This window comes from Pseudomonas sp. DSP3-2-3 (assembly GCF_049898225.1).
In the GTDB taxonomy this organism is placed as follows: Bacteria; Pseudomonadota; Gammaproteobacteria; order Pseudomonadales; family Pseudomonadaceae; genus Aquipseudomonas.
Genome location: NZ_JAFCXH010000018.1, coordinates 99839 through 115474, shown reverse-complemented (window position 1 = coordinate 115474; position 15636 = coordinate 99839). Strand labels below are relative to the sequence as shown.

Here is a 15636-nt window from a genome sequence, read left to right as displayed (position 1 = left end):
TGTATGTCTCAGCTCAATAGCCCCGCCCGTTGGTACCTGATTCAGACCAAGCCCCGCCAGGAGGCCCGCGCCGAAGAGCATTTGCAGCGCCAGAGCTTCGAATGCTATCGGCCGCTGAAGTCGGGCGAGCCGAAAAAACGCACGCCTAAAGTGGCGAGCGAAGAAGAATTGTTCCCGGGCTACCTGTTCATCCGCATGGATCAGGTGCATGACAACTGGTACCCGATTCGCTCGACCCGTGGCGTGGCGCGCATTGTCACCTTCGGCGGCCATCCGGTTCCGGTCCAGGATGAACTCATCGAACAGATCCGCCGACGCTTGCATGAACCCGTCGCCAAAGTCGATTTCAGGCAAGGCGAGCGCGTGATGATCAAGGCTGGCGAGCTGTGTGATATCGAGGCGATTTTCCTCGCCGCTGATGGCGCCGAGCGTGCCGTCATCCTGCTTAACCTGCTGCAACGGGAACAGAAAGTGGTGTTGCCGATGAGCAGTCTGTTGCGGATGGAAGCCAGGGTCTAAGGCCACGTTTCGCCAGGCCCCGGTTGTTCACGCGCACCGGGGTTGCGGCACTACCTTCATCTCTATTCCGGACGGAACCTCAGCATGACTCAACTCACGACATTGGTGACGCTCACCTATGGTGACCGTTTCAACTACCTGCACACCCTTGTCAGCCGCTCGCTGGAAAGCCCGCTGATCGACCGGGTGATCATCGTCAGCAACGCGTCGGTTGCCCCGCTGGAAAACCTGCGCACCACTTGGCCTGGCCAGGTTGAGGTGATCTATCTGGATAACAATACCGGCTCTGCCAAAGGCTATTCGGTGGGCATCAAGGCCGCACTGGATGCGGGTGCCGAATATATCTGGCTGATGGATGACGATAACGCGCCGACTCATAACGCCATCGCGACCCTGCACACATGCCTGAGTCAGCTGGAAGAAATCGACGGGCGTGACAAGTCGGCGGTACTCGGCTTTCGCCCGACTCATCAGGCCGACATCGCTGCCGGCGTGCCCGGCAGGTTCGCCATTCAGCGCCGCTCCAGCTTCTTCGGCTTTCACATCGCGCAGCTGCCCTACAAGCTCTGGCGCCGCCGCCCGTGGGTGCATCCCCAGCGCAAGCAAGACAAGATCCCGATGGTGCAATTGCCCTTCGCAACCTACGGCGGCCTGCTCGCCCATCGCAGCCTTTATCAGCGCATCGGCCTGCCCCTTGATGCATTGATGCTGTATGCCGATGACAGTGAATACACCTGGCGCATCACTGCCGGTGGCGGACGCATATTCCTGGTGCCCGACGCGTTGCTCGATGACCTCGAAGATTCGTGGAACATCAAAGCGCGTACCAGCAACATCTACGAAAGTTTCCTGCTTGGCGGTTCGGACCTCAGGGCCTATTACGGCGCCCGCAACCAGGCCTGGTTCGACAAGAACATCTGGGCTTCGTCGTCGGTGCTGTACAGCCTCAACCGCTGGATGTTCTTCCGCCTGCTGCGGCTGATCGCCAAACGCCGTGGCGCAGAACAACGCCTGACCCTGATCGAAAAAGCCATTCAGGATGGCGAGGCAGGCGTGCTGGGCCTGAACCGCTCGTACCCCTTATGAAGTTGTTATTCATCTCCAGTCTTTACGCACCCAATATCGGTGGCGGTGCAGAGATCATCCTGCAACGCACCGTCGAAGGCCTGTACAAGCGAGGCTACAAGGTCGCCGTGCTGGCGACCGGAGCCGAGTCCGGCCTCAAGGAAGAGATGATCAATCAAGTCAGGGTGTATCGCGCAGGGCTGCGCAACTTCTACTGGCATTTCAGGGATCAGCGCCCTGGGAAACTGGCGCGGTTGGGCTGGCATCTTCGCGACCGGTACAACGGCGGCATGCGCGAATACGTAAAGCGGGTGATCAACATCGAGAAGCCCGACCTGGTGGTCTGTCACAATCTCACCGGCTGGTCGGTGTCGGCATGGGATGAAATCACCGCCGCTGGCAAGCCGATCGTTCAGGTGTTGCACGATCTGTATCTGCTTTGCCCGAGCAGCACCATGTTCAAAAACGGGGAAAGCTGCCGCAACCAATGCAGCCGCTGCGAGCATTTTCGCAAAGGCCATGATGATCGCTCGGCACAAGTTGCTACGGTGGTAGGCGTCAGCCGCTTCATGCTCGACACCCTGCAGGACAACGGCTACTTCAAGAACGCCCGTAGTTTTGTTGTACACAACGCCAGCCCTTGCCCTGCCCTGCCGATCAAGGCAAAAACCAATCTGCAAGCGGAGCCAAAGAAAGCGCCGCTGCGCTTCGGCTTCATGGGCACGCTTTCGGAGCCTAAAGGCGTGCGCTGGCTGATCGAGCAATTCCAGACGCTGCCCTTTGATGCAACGCTGCAAATTGCCGGTCGCGGGCAAACGGACGACGAGGCCCGCTTCAAGGCGTTGGCGGCGGAATCGCCCCGCATCAGTTTTGTCGGCTACCAGACACCCGAGGCCTTCTATAAACAGATCGATGTGGCCATCGTGCCATCGATCTGGAATGAGCCATTCGGCATGGTCGCCGTCGAGGCCTGCGCTTATGCAAAACCGGTGATTGCCAGTCGCATGGGCGGTCTGCGGGAGATTATCCAGGACCAGCTCAACGGTCTGTTGTGCAGCCCGGACGACCCGGACTCCCTGGGGCTGGCCATGCTCAAACTGCACCAGCAACCGGCTTTGCTGGCACGCTTGAGTTCCCAGGCCCGGGTCAGCGTTGCTTCGCTGCTGGACATGGATCTGATGCTCGACAGCTACCAGAGTATCTTTGCGCAGACCCTGTTGGACAAGATCGTACGGCACGATGAGCCGTCGGTTTCCGATCGCGGCTAGGTCAACCTCGCTACACGTCTTGCAGTGTTATCCATCGGCCCGTGACTCACCTGAGCAAGCGCTCCGGACCGTGCCTCTTCATTGAGACAAAATATGCCCAAGCCGCCCATCGCCCGATCGCGACCGCTGACGATGCTTGTGATTTGCCTGTTCATGAGCTGTATGGCACTGGCCGATGAGCGATTCATCATCGGCGTCGATACTCATTTGATGAACAAAAGCAGCTCATCGGCCAAGGCACTGCAACTGCTCGAAGAAGCCGGAGTCGATTCGGTCCGCGATGATGCCTACTGGTCGACCGCCGAACCCCGACGCGGCATGTTGCGCATCGACCCGGCCTGGCAAGCGTATTTGAGCAAGGCCCAGGAACATCGACTGCGCCCCTTGCTGGTGTTGGGTTACGGCAATACGTATTACGGCAACTACGCCAAACCTCGTACTCCACTGGTCAAGGAAGGTTTTGGCAACTACGTGTCATTCGTGGCCCGGGAACTGGCCGACAGTGTGGACTTTTACGAAATCTGGAATGAGTGGGATAAAGAAAATCCCGTGGACCCGGGCTTCGCCAGGGACTACAGCAATCTGGTAGAAGAAACCGCGCTGCGCATCCGTCAGCAGAAAAAACCGGTAACGATTCTTGCCGGTGCGGTGACCAGCCTCGGCATGGACCTGGGCTTCGCCGACCGGCTGGTGGAGGCCGGTGTACTCAACCACGCAGACGGCCTTTCGCTGCATCCTTATGTGCATTGCCGGCATGAGGAACGACATACCCCGGAACGCTGGATCGCCTGGCTGCGCTGGGTGGACGCTGATCTCAGGGCCTTGGCCTCGCGCCCGGTGCCCTTGTATCTGACCGAGATGGGCTGGCCCAGCAACACCGGTAAATGCGGCCTGAGCGAACAGACCCAGGCCGCCTACCTTGCGCGCAGTTTCTTCCTTGCCCAGACGCTGCCGGATATCAAAGGGTTGTGGTGGTACGACTTATTCAATGATGGCAATGACATCAACGATCCGGAGCAGAACTTCGGTCTGCTCAAACAGGACCTGACGTTGAAGCCGTCGTACCTGACGCTCAAGGCAATCAGTCCAATCCTGCATGAGTACCGCTACGACGCCGAAAAAAGCCGCGAGCTGGATTCAACCTACCTGCTGCGTTTTGCCAAAGGCTCGGAGCAGGCGCTGGTGGCCTGGACAACCGGTGAGCCGCGCCTGATCCGGGTCGAGGCAAGCAGCGTCCAGCGCGGCAACGTCCTGCTGATTGACAGTGGCAAACCGGGTAAAGGGTTGATCGATACCGGCATTGCCTGGGACTGCAACGACAGCCGTTGTTCGGCCCAGGTGCCCATCGACGAGTTTCCGAAAATCATCAGTCTGGGCAGTAAGCCACCGCTGTTTGCCCAATGAGTTATTAGTCCAATAACGACGGCGCACGGCGCCCAGGTATCGCGCAGTGCAAGCAGCCCATCGGTCAAGGCCTGCTTGCGCGAACCCCTTAATCGACCCAATTCTCTTTTCAGGTCGCGCCCCAATGATTGTGATCAATGCCCGTTTTCTGACCCAGGAAATACGCGGAGTGCAGCGCTTCGCCGAGCAGACTTGCCTGGCCCTCAAACAGCTGCGAGACGATGTGGTTTTCGTCGCCCCCCACGACATCAAAATGCATGAAAGCGCCAAAGCGCTGAACGTGCAATGCATCGGTCGCAACAGCGGCCACCTGTGGGAACAACTGGATTTGCCGCTGTACCTGTACCGCCATGGCAGCCCGTTACTGGTCTCGCTGACCAGCACCGCGCCGATCTGGTACAGCAATCAGATAGCAACCCACCTGGACATCAATTACATACGCTACCCGCAAAGTTATTCCCGAGCGTTTCGCACCGCTTACCGCGCCCTCACCCCGGTGCTGCTGTCCCGGCTCAAGGCGCTGATGACCGTGAGCCAGTTTTCCAAGGGCGAGATTGCCAGCTTTTATGGTTTCCCGGAGAACCGGATCTACGTCATCCCGGCTGCGGTCAGCGACGCGTTCGTACCGGCGCATGCTGCTGCCGATCAGCCTGAATACCTGCTGGCGGTTTCTTCGCCCAGCGCCCACAAAAACTTCAACCGCATGATCCAGGCGTTTCTCAGCCTGCGCGGCCAGGAAAACGTTCAGCTGCATATCGTCGGTGGCGGCAACGATGTCTTTGCCGACCCCAACCTGCAACGCCTGGCCAGCCGCGATCCGCGTATCCACTTTCTCGGGCGACTCAACGACGCTGAATTGATCGCGCAGTATCAGGGCGCAACGGCGTTCGTTTTCCCCTCGTTGTATGAAGGGTTCGGCATTCCGCCCCTTGAGGCCCAGGCCTGCGGTTGCCCGGTATTGGCCGCCAACGCTGCGTCGATCCCGGAAGTGCTGCAAGCCAGCGCGTTGTATTTCGACCCGCTGGACGTCAGCCACATGGCCGCGGCCATGGAGCGCATTCTGACCGACCTGCCGCTGCGGCAATCCTTGCGGCGTCGCGGTTTGACCAACGTCCGGCGCTTTTCCTGGGAGGAATCAGCACGCCGGGTTTCGCAACGTATCGACGCGCTGATCAACGCGCAATCCGATCCCGCGCCAACATCTCGAGGGCCGGTCACAGACCCCTCGTCAGGCAAGTCTTGAAACGCCGAGGGAACGGCCAGTGCTTTCACTGCAAGTGATAACGCCTGGCTCACCAGGGCAAATAACTCAACAACGACACGCCAAGACGCAGCCTGCCCGCGTCTGAAGTGGAGCATGTGCCAATAGAAGGGAAACCCAATGAGAATAGCTATAGTCCACGACTGGCTAGTGACCTACGCCGGTGCCGAGCGCGTACTGGCTTCGCTGCTGAAGGTCTGGCCCGAGGCCGATCTGTTTTCCGTGATTGACTTTCTCAGCGCCCAGGATCGCGCCCATCTTGGCGGCAAGGTCGCCAAAACCACGTTTATCCAACGCCTGCCCAAAGCCAGGACTCACTATCAACGCTACCTGCCACTGATGCCGCTGGCCATCGAACAACTGGACCTGTCGGGCTACGACCTGATCATCAGCAGCAGCCACGCCGTGGCAAAGGGCGTGCTCAGCGGCCCTGATCAACTGCACATCAGTTACGTGCATTCGCCCATTCGTTATGCCTGGGATCTGCAACATCAATACCTGCTGGAGTCCGGCATGAGCACCGGCTTCAAGAGCAAACTGGCGCGCATGGTCTTGCACTACATCCGCATGTGGGACCAACGCACTTCAGCCGGCGTGGACGACTTCATTGCCAATTCGTACTTCATCGGCGGGCGGATCTCCAAGGCCTATCGTCGCGATTCAACGGTGATTTACCCTCCGGTGGATACCGTCAATTTCACGCCCCAGGACACCAAGCAGGACTATTACTTCACCGCGTCGCGCATGGTCCCCTACAAACGCATGCCGATGATCATCGAGGCGTTCGCCGCCATGCCGGACAAGCGCCTGATCGTGATCGGCGACGGCCCGGAAATGGCCAGGGCCAAGGCCATTCACGCACCCAACGTCACGCTGCTCGGGTTTCAGCCGTTCGCGGTGTTGCTGGAGCACATGCGTAATGCCAAGGCCTTTGTCTTTGCTGCAGAAGAAGACTTCGGCATTAGCCCGGTGGAGGCCCAGGCCTGCGGCACGCCAGTGATCGCGTTCGCCAAGGGTGGCGCTCTGGAAACTGTGTGCGGCCTGGATCATCCGCAACCGACCGGGGTGTTTTTTCACCAACAAACCATGGCTGCCGTGGTTGCCGCCGTGGGCGAGTTCGAAGCTGCACAGTCGCGCATTACCGTCCAGGCCTGCCGGGCGAATGCCGAGCGTTTTTCCTGCGAGCGTTTCGAGGAAGAAATCAAATATTTCGTCGAAAGCCGCCTGGCCGCCGCACGCCTGGCACGTCAACCGGCGCAATACCGCATGCCGCAAGCCACCCCGATCCTGGTCAACAGCGACCTGAGTGCACGTGTCGTCCCGATCAAATCTGTCTGAGCGAGCAACGTCTATGCGTACGCAAGTTCGCGGCATTCTTCATGCGCATCAATCCCTGCTGTCGGTTGCCCATCGCCTGCTGGACCTGACAGTGATCGTGCTTGGCGGCTACTGGCAAAGTCAGCACGACCCCTCGGTGTCCAGCGCCGAAGCCTGGCTGCAAATCCTGCTGGCGGTGCTGGTCTTTCACTGGCTCAGCGAGTTTCATCAGATGTACGGCTCGTGGCGCGGCGAACGCATCCTTCGTGAGCTGACCAAGGTGTTCAATTACTGGGGACTGACCTTCGTCATCCTGCTGTCCGTGGATTACCTGCTACTCAACCATGTGCAACTGCCGGATGACAGCCAGATGACCTGGTTCGCCTCGGTACTGGCGGTGCTCTGCGGCTATCGGCTGTTGATTCGCAGCGGCCTGCATGGTTTGCGTCGGCGGGGTTTCAACACCCGTCGGGTAGCCATCGTCGGCACCGGCCACGTCGGCGAGCGCCTGGCGGAATCGATTTCCGGCGCGCCCTGGATGGGCCTGCGGCTGTTGGGATTCTACGACGTGCAGCCACAGCAACCGGACGCCAGCGGCATCGAGGCTCAGGTTCCGGTGCTGGGTGATCTGAATCAACTGATCGAAGATGCGCGCCAGGGCCGTATCGACAAGGTCTACATCACCCTCGGGATCGACGGCCAGCCGCATTTGCATGACCTGGTCAAAGGACTGAGCGATACCACCGCGTCGGTGTATGTGATTCCTGACGTGTTCATGTTCGAACTGCTGCACGCCCGTAGCGAGAGCATCAATGGCCTGGCGAGCATCAGCATTTTCGACTCGCCCATGGACGGTGCCTGGAGTCTGGTCAAGCGCATCGAGGATATTCTGCTGTCCAGCGTCATCCTGTTGATGATTGCCCTGCCGCTGCTGCTGATTGCCATTGCGATCAAGCTCACTTCCCCCGGCCCGGTGTTGTTTCGCCAGCGCCGCTACGGGCTGGATGGCAAGCCGATCATGGTCTGGAAATTTCGCAGCATGAGCGTGCAGGAAAATGGCGAAGTGGTTCGCCAGGCCACACGCAACGACTCACGCATCACGCCGCTGGGCGCATTTCTGCGGCGCACATCGCTGGATGAGCTGCCCCAGTTTTTCAATGTGCTGCGCGGCGACATGTCCATCGTCGGCCCGCGCCCGCATGCGGTGGCGCATAACGAGCAATACCGCAAACAGGTCAACGGTTACATGCTGCGCCACAAGGTCAAGCCAGGCATCACCGGGTGGGCGCAGATCAATGGCTGGCGCGGCGAGACCGACACCCTGGACAAGATGCAGAAGCGCGTCGAATACGACCTCGAATACATCGAGCACTGGTCGCTGTGGCTCGATCTGAAAATCATTCTGTTGACCCTGTTCAAGGGCTTTCTGAACAAGAACGCCTTCTGAACCCAATCATTCCCACAAGAACAATGTCCGGGGCTACAAGCTCCGCGGGAGGTGCGCGCATCCGCAAAATCACACATGAAGTCAATGTCGGTGTTGGTAAGGGAAGCAATGAAATCACTGTGGTGCCAAGCGCACCTTTAGGAAGGAAGAATTATATGAAGCTAACCCTAGCTGTTGTGCTGCTCTCCAGTCTGATTTTGCAAGGCTGCGCTTTCGCACCCGGGCAGCACATGACTCCAAGTGACGTTGAAAAGAAAGACCCGGACGGTCCGGATGTCCATCTGGTCAACATAACTCCGCAAACGCTGAAACAGCAGCGACAGCAAGCAACGGCCTCAACCAAGGCATTGCCCACCGAACTGCTGAACTACAAGACTCCCGAGTACGTCGTGGGCCCTGGTGACACGCTGCTGGTGATCGTCTTCGAGCACCCAGAGTTGACCGCACCCGGCTCCCAGGACCAACTCGATGCCAACAGCCGGGAAGTATTGAGCGACGGCACGCTCTATTTCCCTTATGTCGGCAGAATCCAGGCAGGTGGCAAAACAGTCGGGCAGATCCGCGAACAATTGCGCATGGGCCTGTCGCCGCAGTACACCGAGGTCAAAGTCGACGTCAAAGTCCTGCGCTACAACAGCCAACGCGTATTGCTCTCCGGCTCTTTCAAATCTCCCGGCCCGCAATCGATCACCAATATCCCGCTAAGCCTGGTCCAGGCAATCAGTACTGCTGGTCTTGACCTGACTGATGCCAACCTTGCAGGTCTGACCCTGCGACGCGATGGCAAGGACTACGTGATCGACGTCGATGCGCTCAATCGCAAAGACTCGCAACTGAGCAAAATCTTCCTCAAGAACGGCGATTACCTGCACTTGAACAGCAATTCGAAGAACAAGATCTACGTCATGGGCGAAGTCCAGCGACCACAGGTCATTTCCTTCGGCACCACCAGCGTGACACTGCTTGAAGCCCTGGGTAATGCCGGCGGCCTGAGCCCGGACAGCGCTGACGGTGATGCGGTGTATGTCATTCGCGGAGCCGACAATCAGGCGAACGTCGGTGCCACTGTCTACCACCTTAACGCCGAAAAACCGACCGCCTACATTCTGGCCAAAGACTTCGAACTCGCCGCTCAGGATGTGGTGTTCGTAGGCCCGGCCAACATCACCCGCTGGAGCCGCTTCGTAAGTCAACTGCTGGGCTCGGCCAACGTCATTCAGACCGGCGCTGCGTTCCGCAACTGATTCCTCGGCACCACTTCCTCGGCATCGCAACAAAGCAACAGAACGTCCCCGCATATGCCGACTGCGGGGATTTTTTTTGCCCGCGATTTGGCGGGTAAGTGTTGCCCCGGCAACAGCTATTCAACAGTTAAGGATTCATTCAGCACTGCTCGCTTTCACCGACGGTTTTAACAATCCGGATTAAGTCTTTTAATTCATGCAGTTAGCACTCTTCGGAGAGCTGGCATGCATGCTGCTTTATTCCACAGACGCTTTAATAAGGAATACCGCATGCTAGTCGTTTCACTCTCAGGTAGCCCCGCTCTCAAATCCCGTTCCGGCGTTGTGCTTGAGCACGCACGTCGCTGGCTACAGAACCAAGGGGTGGATGTCACCACGTTGCGCATTCGTGATTTCAACGCCGAAGATTTGTTGTTCGGGCATTTCGACAGCCCGCAAGTCATCGACTTTATCGAAGCGGTTAAAAAGGCGGATGGCTTGCTGATCGGCACACCGGTCTATAAGGCGTCGTTCTCCGGGGCGCTGAAAACGCTGCTGGATCTGCTGCCGGAGCGCTCGTTGCACGGCAAGGTCGTCCTGCCCCTGGCAACCGGCGGCAGCATCGCGCACATGCTTGCCGTGGACTACGCACTCAAACCGGTGCTGTCGGCACTCAAATGCCAGGAAGTGCTGCACGGGATTTTCGCCATCGATACGCAGATCCGCTACGCCGACAACGAACAGGGTGGGGAACTGGACGAAATCCTGACCGAGCGTTTGCAGGAAGGCCTGGAGCATTTCTATCTTGGCCTGCAACACCGACTGCAAGCCCGACAGAAACAGGCGGGCGGGCATCTGCGCCTGGCATTGTAGAAAAGTCGATTTAACCTTCCAGTAGCGGATACAACGACACCACCAGCAAGGTTGCCATCACGCCATTGAAAACCCGTAGCCAGAACGGATCACGCAAGGCGTTGCGCAACAGGCTGCCGCAGCCGGCCCAGACGCAGACGCTCGGCGCGTTGATCAAGGCGAAAATAGCGGAAATCACCACGACGTTGGTGAAGTAACCCTGCAATGGCGTGTACGTGCTGATCGCGCCCACTGCCATGACCCAGGCTTTGGGGTTGACCCACTGAAACGCTGCCGCTTGCAGAAAGGTTTGCGGCTTGCCTTCATGACCATCTGCATCCGAAGCCGGGCCGGACGTCGCGATTTTCCACGCCAGGTACAGCAAATAAGCGGCGCCGGCATAACGCAATACGCTGTACAGCATCGGATAAGTCTTGAACGCTGCGCCCAAACCCAGGCCGACCGCGAGCACCAGGCTGAAAAAGCCGGAGCTGATACCGAGGATATGCGGGATCGAACGGTTGAAGCCGAAGTTCACGCCAGAGGCCAGCAACATCATGTTGTTCGGACCGGGCGTAACCGATGTGACAAACGCAAACAGCGCGAATGCCAGGAGTAAATCGAAAGAGAGCGTCATGAACCGATCCGTGGACTAAAGGGCAGGCCATCAACCCTAGCGGAGCGTCAGTTCAAAACACACGAACAGTTGGGTAAAAGTTGGAGCAGTACAGTTTGTTATTTACTGCAATTGCTCGCGACTGTTATCGAGACTCAACCTTGACGATCCTGAATGACTTCAGCGCGTTCGACGCTGATCTCACCGTGATTGTCGAAGGCACGTGCTGCTTGCAGCGTAGGTTCAGCCATCAACTGGGCTTTTCTGGCTTGATACTCATCGAACGACAAGCCGCGACGGTTCAAGTCTTCAAGGGCCAACTGATGGGTTTCTTCAGCGGTGTAAGGGCGCAGTTCGACTGCGTGGTGGGTCGAGCAGCCGGAGACAACAGCGACGGAAAGTAACAGGGCAACGGCGAGAATGCGGTTCATGGGAGTCTCCAAGATGACTCGTTCGGGAATGAGCCAAGGCTACGCCCGCCACCGTTTTCGCAGAAATCACTGCTCTTGATAGTCGTTATTGTCGGGGAGGTTCAACGGCACAGTGGGAGCGAGCTTGCTCGCGAAGCAATGTCTCAGGCACTGAATCTCTGCCGGATCTACTGGCCCCTTCGCGAACAAGTTCGCTCCCACACGGATCGTGCTTCACAACATTGTATCTACAGGATCATTTCGTGGCTTTGATCACGTCAACCACTGCCACAACAGTAACGTCCCCACCAGACCCACCACCGAGACAATGGTCTGCAACACGGACCAGACCAGGATGGTCTCCTTGAGCTTCAAGCCGAAGTATTCGCGCACCATCCAGAAGCCTGCGTCGTTTACGTGGCAGAAGAACACCGAACCGGCGCCAATCGCCAAGGCCACCAGCGAGCTTTGCGTCGCCGCCAGGCCGGCCATCATCGGCGCCAGAATGCCTGCGGTGGTAGTGGTTGCCACGGTAGCCGAACCGGTGGCCTGACGCAGCGCCACCGCGATCAGCCAGGCGAGCAGCAGATACGGCATGTGCGCGCCTTCGGCCACCTTGCTGATGGTCTGGCTCACGCCAGCGTCCAGCAAGGTTTGCTTGAGGCCGCCGCCAGCGCCAATGGTCAGCAACAACACCGCAATCGGCGCGAGACTTTTACGCAAGGTGCCGCCCACATCTTCCCGGGAAATCCCGTTGGCCCAACCCAGGCAAATCACCGCCGCTACCACCGCCAGACCGAGTGCAACCAACGGTTCACCAAGGAACTTCAAGGTCAGCGCCGCAGTGCTGTGCGGGTCCATGGCGACTTTCGCCAAGGTGCTGCCGAGCATCAGGATCACCGGCAACAGGATAATCAGCAGCGAAACGCCGAAGCTTGGCTGGCGCTTGGCTGTTGGCTTGGCAGAAAACAATTCACCCAGCTCGGCGGGCTCCTTGACGTCAAGACGCTTGGACAGCCAGTTGCCATACAGCGGGCCGGCAAGAATCACCGCCGGAACCGCGATGCAGAATCCCAGCAACATGGTCAGGCCCAGATCGGCGTGCAATGCGCTGACCGCAATCAGCGGTCCAGGATGCGGCGGCATCAGGGCGTGCAACGTAGTCATCCCCGCCAACGCCGGAATGGCGATTTTCAGCAACGGCTGATCGGAACGGCGGGCCATCACGAAAATGATCGGCACCATCAACACCAGGCCGACTTCGAAAAACAGCGGCAGGCCAATCACCATCGCCACCAGCGCCATGACCCACGGCAGCGCGCGGCCCTTGCCGAACCCGAGCAATGTAGTGGCGATACGATCCGCCGCACCGGATTCGGCCATCAACGCCCCGAGCATCGCCCCCAGCGCGATGATCAGACCCGCCTCGCCCAGAATTGCCCCAGCGCCTTTGCTGAACGCCTTGGCAACTTCTTCCGGCGGTAAACCGGCACCGACGCCGGCGATAAACGTACCGATCAGAATCGACAGGAAGGGCGGAAGTTTGGTGGCGCTGATCAGAACGATGATCGTCGCAATGGCGATCAGGCAACAGATAATCAAACGGGTGTCATGCACAAGCCAGGCGGCTGACGACGCATCCAAAGGGTTGACTCCTTATCACGGGTTTCGGCAGAAACATTTAGTTGTAATTTTGCTGCACGATACCGGAAGGCCCTTGGGACCAATGTGAAGTTTGTGACAGTTTCGCCAACCGACCCTTGTTCTAGAGCGCTTCCAGCCTGGGTTGTTGTGACAGCGCGCATTCGATCAAGACATCCCGAAGCGCCTGGGCAGCGGCCGATAGCTTGTGATCGGCGAGCATCATCAGGCCGATCCGCCGCTCGATACGCGGTTCGACCAACGCAATGCAGCGTGCACCCAACTCCTGCATCTGCTGAATGCACAACGACGGAACGGCGCTAACCCCAAGCCCGTTGGCCACCATGCGTCCGACCGTCGACAGTTGATGACTTTCAAACGCCACCGACAATTTGCCATGCTGCGTTTGCAGACTCTGTTCCAGCAGCAGACGCACCGCGGAAGGCCGTTGCAGGGCGATGAAGTCCTCTTTCAACAACTCCTCCCAGCTCAGCTCGGCACGCTGGGCGAGGGGCGAGTCCAGCGGCACCACGGCAACGAAGCGGTCGGTATAGAACGGCGTGAACACCAGCGAATTGCCCGCCTCTGGCTCGAAGCCGATGCCCAGCTCGACCCGCCGATGACGAACCATTTCCAGCACTTCTTCGTTGATCAGGTCATGCACCGCCACATTGACCCGTGGATAGCGACTGCGAAACACCTTGAGCGCGCCGGGCAGCAGATTGCCCGCAAAGGAAGGCATCGCCGCCACCGACACCCTGCCCAGTTGCAGGGTAAAGCGCTGACGCAACAGCTCTTCGGCATTATCCCAATCGGCCAGCAACTGCCGCGCCAGCGGCAACAAGGTTTCGCCCTCCGGCGTGAGGCTGACGCTGCGCGTGGTGCGACTGAGCAGTTGCCCACCCAAATCCTCTTCTAGACTCTTGATGGTCAGGCTCAGGGCCGGTTGCGAAAGGTGCAGCCTTTCCCCCGCCTGGGCGAAGCTCAGATGTTGCGCCACGGCCAGAAAAGCTCGGAGCTGCTTCACGTTCATATATTTTCTTTCTTTATTAATCGATCAGAAAAACAAAATTAACAAATCATTGGTCCCGAGAGAAGATGCAGCGAACGCTCCTCCGACGCCCAGGCAGTCGGTAACAACTATAAAAGGCGGATCAATCATGGCTGGACTCGACAAACGAGTTGCGACTTATCAAGAAGCCCTCGCTGGGCTGACCGACAACATGACAGTGCTTTCCGGTGGGTTTGGCTTGTGCGGCATCCCGGAAAACCTCATCGCAGAAATCAAACGCATGGGCGTCCGAGGACTGACCGTTGTTTCCAACAACTGCGGCGTCGACGGTTTTGGCCTGGGCATCCTGCTCGAAGACCGGCAGATCCGTAAGATGATCGCCTCCTATGTCGGTGAAAACGCCTTGTTCGAGCGCCAGTTACTCAGCGGCGAACTGGAAGTCGAACTCACTCCCCAAGGCACCCTGGCCGAGAAAATGCGCGCAGGCGGCGCCGGCATTCCCGCCTTCTACACGGCAACCGGATACGGTACGCCGGTCGCTGATGGCAAGGAAACCCGCCAGTTCAATGGCCGCAACGTGATTCTTGAAGAAGCAATCACCGGCGACTTCGCTATCGTAAAAGGCTGGAAAGCCGATCACTTTGGTAACGTGGTTTATCGCCACACCGCACAGAACTTCAACCCGGTGGTCGCCACCGCAGGCCGGATTACCGTGGTCGAGGTTGAAGAAATCGTCGAGCCGGGCGTGCTGCTGCCTTCCGAAATCCATACGCCTGGCATCTACGTCAATCGGGTGATCCAGGGCACTTTCGAGAAGCGCATCGAACAGCGCACCGTACGCAAAGCCTGACGCCATCGCTTTGCGTTCTTCCGGCGCTTGCTTGTGCAGGCTGCGATAAAACAACAAAGAGATTTCAGACCATGGCACTTTCCCGCGAACAAATGGCTCAACGCGTCGCACGCGAACTCAAAGATGGCTACTACGTGAACCTGGGTATCGGCATTCCGACCCTGGTCGCCAACTACGTGCCTGACGATATCGACGTAATGCTGCAATCGGAAAACGGCTTGCTGGGCATGGGCGCTTTTCCGACTGAAGAAACCATCGATGCCGACATGATCAATGCTGGCAAGCAAACGGTGACCGCACGCATCGGCGCGTCGATTTTTGACTCATCCCAATCGTTCGCCATGATCCGCGGCGGCCACGTGGACCTCACCGTGTTGGGCGCTTTCGAAGTCGACGTGGAAGGCAACATCGCCTCGTGGATGATTCCCGGCAAATTGGTCAAGGGCATGGGCGGCGCCATGGATCTGGTGGCCGGGGCCGACAACATCATCGTCACCATGACCCACGCGTCAAAGGATGGCGAGTCCAAGCTGTTGGGCCGTTGCAGCCTGCCGCTGACCGGCGCCGGGTGTATTCGCAAGGTGCTGACTGACCTGGCTTACCTGGAAATCGAAAACGGCGCGTTCATCCTGCGCGAACGTGCGCCCGGGGTAAGTGTTGAGGAAATCATCGCCAAGACCGCCGGCAAGTTGATTGTTCCGGATGATGTCGTGGAAATGACGTTTTAAGCGACCGCACTATACGTTTTGAC

15 protein-coding genes are annotated in these 15636 nt (G+C 58.5%); 11 read left to right on the top strand and 4 right to left on the bottom strand.

Features of this window, described 5'->3' with window-relative positions:
- Positions 1 to 3 precede the first annotated feature (3 nt).
- The 9 genes from rfaH to ssuE all read left to right on the top strand — a co-directional run bounded on the left by rfaH (position 4) and on the right by ssuE (position 10377).
- Positions 4 to 519, top strand: a complete 516-nt coding sequence (gene rfaH, locus ACP7E4_RS20400; RefSeq protein ID WP_426117449.1) for a transcription/translation regulatory transformer protein RfaH — start codon at positions 4 to 6, stop codon at positions 517 to 519.
- An 84-nt stretch (positions 520 to 603) separates the two neighbouring features.
- Positions 604 to 1605, top strand: a complete 1002-nt coding sequence (locus tag ACP7E4_RS20395) for a glycosyltransferase (RefSeq protein WP_426117447.1) — start codon at positions 604 to 606, stop codon at positions 1603 to 1605.
- A complete protein-coding gene (locus tag ACP7E4_RS20390) occupies positions 1602 to 2852 on the top strand; it encodes a glycosyltransferase family 4 protein (RefSeq protein ID WP_426117445.1) in 1251 nt (416 codons plus the stop codon). The genes ACP7E4_RS20395 and ACP7E4_RS20390 overlap by 4 nt, the downstream gene beginning before the upstream one ends.
- 93 nt (positions 2853 to 2945) lie before the next feature.
- Positions 2946 to 4256: a hypothetical protein gene (locus ACP7E4_RS20385; RefSeq protein WP_426117443.1), complete on the top strand. Its 1311-nt coding sequence runs from the start codon at positions 2946 to 2948 to the stop codon at positions 4254 to 4256.
- A 124-nt stretch (positions 4257 to 4380) separates the two neighbouring features.
- The gene (locus tag ACP7E4_RS20380; RefSeq protein WP_426117441.1) at positions 4381 to 5499 is read left to right on the top strand and encodes a glycosyltransferase family 4 protein; all 1119 of its coding nucleotides are present in this window, start codon (positions 4381 to 4383) and stop codon (positions 5497 to 5499) included.
- 138 nt (positions 5500 to 5637) lie between these two features.
- Positions 5638 to 6855, top strand: coding sequence for a glycosyltransferase family 4 protein (locus tag ACP7E4_RS20375; RefSeq protein ID WP_426117439.1), 1218 nt, complete (start codon positions 5638 to 5640; stop codon positions 6853 to 6855).
- 13 nt (positions 6856 to 6868) lie between these two features.
- The gene (locus ACP7E4_RS20370) at positions 6869 to 8281 is read left to right on the top strand and encodes an undecaprenyl-phosphate glucose phosphotransferase (protein WP_426117437.1); all 1413 of its coding nucleotides are present in this window, start codon (positions 6869 to 6871) and stop codon (positions 8279 to 8281) included.
- 155 nt (positions 8282 to 8436) lie between these two features.
- The gene (locus ACP7E4_RS20365; RefSeq protein ID WP_426117435.1) at positions 8437 to 9525 is read left to right on the top strand and encodes a polysaccharide biosynthesis/export family protein; all 1089 of its coding nucleotides are present in this window, start codon (positions 8437 to 8439) and stop codon (positions 9523 to 9525) included.
- 270 nt (positions 9526 to 9795) lie between these two features.
- Positions 9796 to 10377: an NADPH-dependent FMN reductase gene (gene ssuE / locus ACP7E4_RS20360; protein ID WP_426117433.1), complete on the top strand. Its 582-nt coding sequence runs from the start codon at positions 9796 to 9798 to the stop codon at positions 10375 to 10377.
- A gap of 10 nt (positions 10378 to 10387) precedes the next feature.
- Here ssuE and ACP7E4_RS20355 read toward each other — a convergent pair whose 3' ends face one another.
- The 4 genes from ACP7E4_RS20355 to ACP7E4_RS20340 form a co-directional block, all read right to left on the bottom strand.
- Entirely contained in the window at positions 10388 to 10993 is a 606-nt protein-coding gene (locus tag ACP7E4_RS20355; protein ID WP_426117431.1) for a LysE family translocator, read from the bottom strand.
- 134 nt (positions 10994 to 11127) lie between these two features.
- Positions 11128 to 11403 carry a hypothetical protein gene (locus ACP7E4_RS20350; protein ID WP_426117429.1) on the bottom strand — a complete coding sequence of 92 codons (276 nt, stop codon included), beginning with the start codon at positions 11401 to 11403 and terminating at the stop codon, positions 11128 to 11130.
- A gap of 252 nt (positions 11404 to 11655) precedes the next feature.
- Complete coding sequence (locus ACP7E4_RS20345; RefSeq protein ID WP_426117427.1) at positions 11656 to 13026, bottom strand: gluconate:H+ symporter; 1371 nt, start codon at positions 13024 to 13026, stop codon at positions 11656 to 11658.
- A gap of 121 nt (positions 13027 to 13147) precedes the next feature.
- Positions 13148 to 14056 carry a LysR family transcriptional regulator gene (locus ACP7E4_RS20340; RefSeq protein WP_426117425.1) on the bottom strand — a complete coding sequence of 303 codons (909 nt, stop codon included), beginning with the start codon at positions 14054 to 14056 and terminating at the stop codon, positions 13148 to 13150.
- A 127-nt stretch (positions 14057 to 14183) separates the two neighbouring features.
- Here ACP7E4_RS20340 and ACP7E4_RS20335 point away from each other — a divergent pair, with 127 nt between their 5' ends.
- Positions 14184 to 14885: a CoA transferase subunit A gene (locus ACP7E4_RS20335; protein ID WP_426117423.1), complete on the top strand. Its 702-nt coding sequence runs from the start codon at positions 14184 to 14186 to the stop codon at positions 14883 to 14885.
- A gap of 71 nt (positions 14886 to 14956) precedes the next feature.
- Positions 14957 to 15613: a CoA transferase subunit B gene (locus ACP7E4_RS20330; protein ID WP_065834704.1), complete on the top strand. Its 657-nt coding sequence runs from the start codon at positions 14957 to 14959 to the stop codon at positions 15611 to 15613.
- Positions 15614 to 15636 lie beyond the last annotated feature (23 nt).

Coding starts and splice junctions, on each gene's coding strand:
- ACP7E4_RS20395 (WP_426117447.1), top strand. CDS start 604: ATGACTCAACTCACGACATTGGTGACGCTCACCTATGGTGACCGTTTC.
- ACP7E4_RS20370 (WP_426117437.1), top strand. CDS start 6,869: ATGCGTACGCAAGTTCGCGGCATTCTTCATGCGCATCAATCCCTGCTG.
- ACP7E4_RS20365 (WP_426117435.1), top strand. CDS start 8,437: ATGAAGCTAACCCTAGCTGTTGTGCTGCTCTCCAGTCTGATTTTGCAA.
- ACP7E4_RS20340 (WP_426117425.1), bottom strand. CDS start 14,056: ATGAACGTGAAGCAGCTCCGAGCTTTTCTGGCCGTGGCGCAACATCTG.
- ssuE (WP_426117433.1), top strand. CDS start 9,796: ATGCTAGTCGTTTCACTCTCAGGTAGCCCCGCTCTCAAATCCCGTTCC.
- rfaH (WP_426117449.1), top strand. CDS start 4: ATGTCTCAGCTCAATAGCCCCGCCCGTTGGTACCTGATTCAGACCAAG.
- ACP7E4_RS20330 (WP_065834704.1), top strand. CDS start 14,957: ATGGCACTTTCCCGCGAACAAATGGCTCAACGCGTCGCACGCGAACTC.
- ACP7E4_RS20335 (WP_426117423.1), top strand. CDS start 14,184: ATGGCTGGACTCGACAAACGAGTTGCGACTTATCAAGAAGCCCTCGCT.
- ACP7E4_RS20350 (WP_426117429.1), bottom strand. CDS start 11,403: ATGAACCGCATTCTCGCCGTTGCCCTGTTACTTTCCGTCGCTGTTGTC.
- ACP7E4_RS20380 (WP_426117441.1), top strand. CDS start 4,381: ATGATTGTGATCAATGCCCGTTTTCTGACCCAGGAAATACGCGGAGTG.
- ACP7E4_RS20355 (WP_426117431.1), bottom strand. CDS start 10,993: ATGACGCTCTCTTTCGATTTACTCCTGGCATTCGCGCTGTTTGCGTTT.
- ACP7E4_RS20390 (WP_426117445.1), top strand. CDS start 1,602: ATGAAGTTGTTATTCATCTCCAGTCTTTACGCACCCAATATCGGTGGC.
- ACP7E4_RS20385 (WP_426117443.1), top strand. CDS start 2,946: ATGCCCAAGCCGCCCATCGCCCGATCGCGACCGCTGACGATGCTTGTG.
- ACP7E4_RS20375 (WP_426117439.1), top strand. CDS start 5,638: ATGAGAATAGCTATAGTCCACGACTGGCTAGTGACCTACGCCGGTGCC.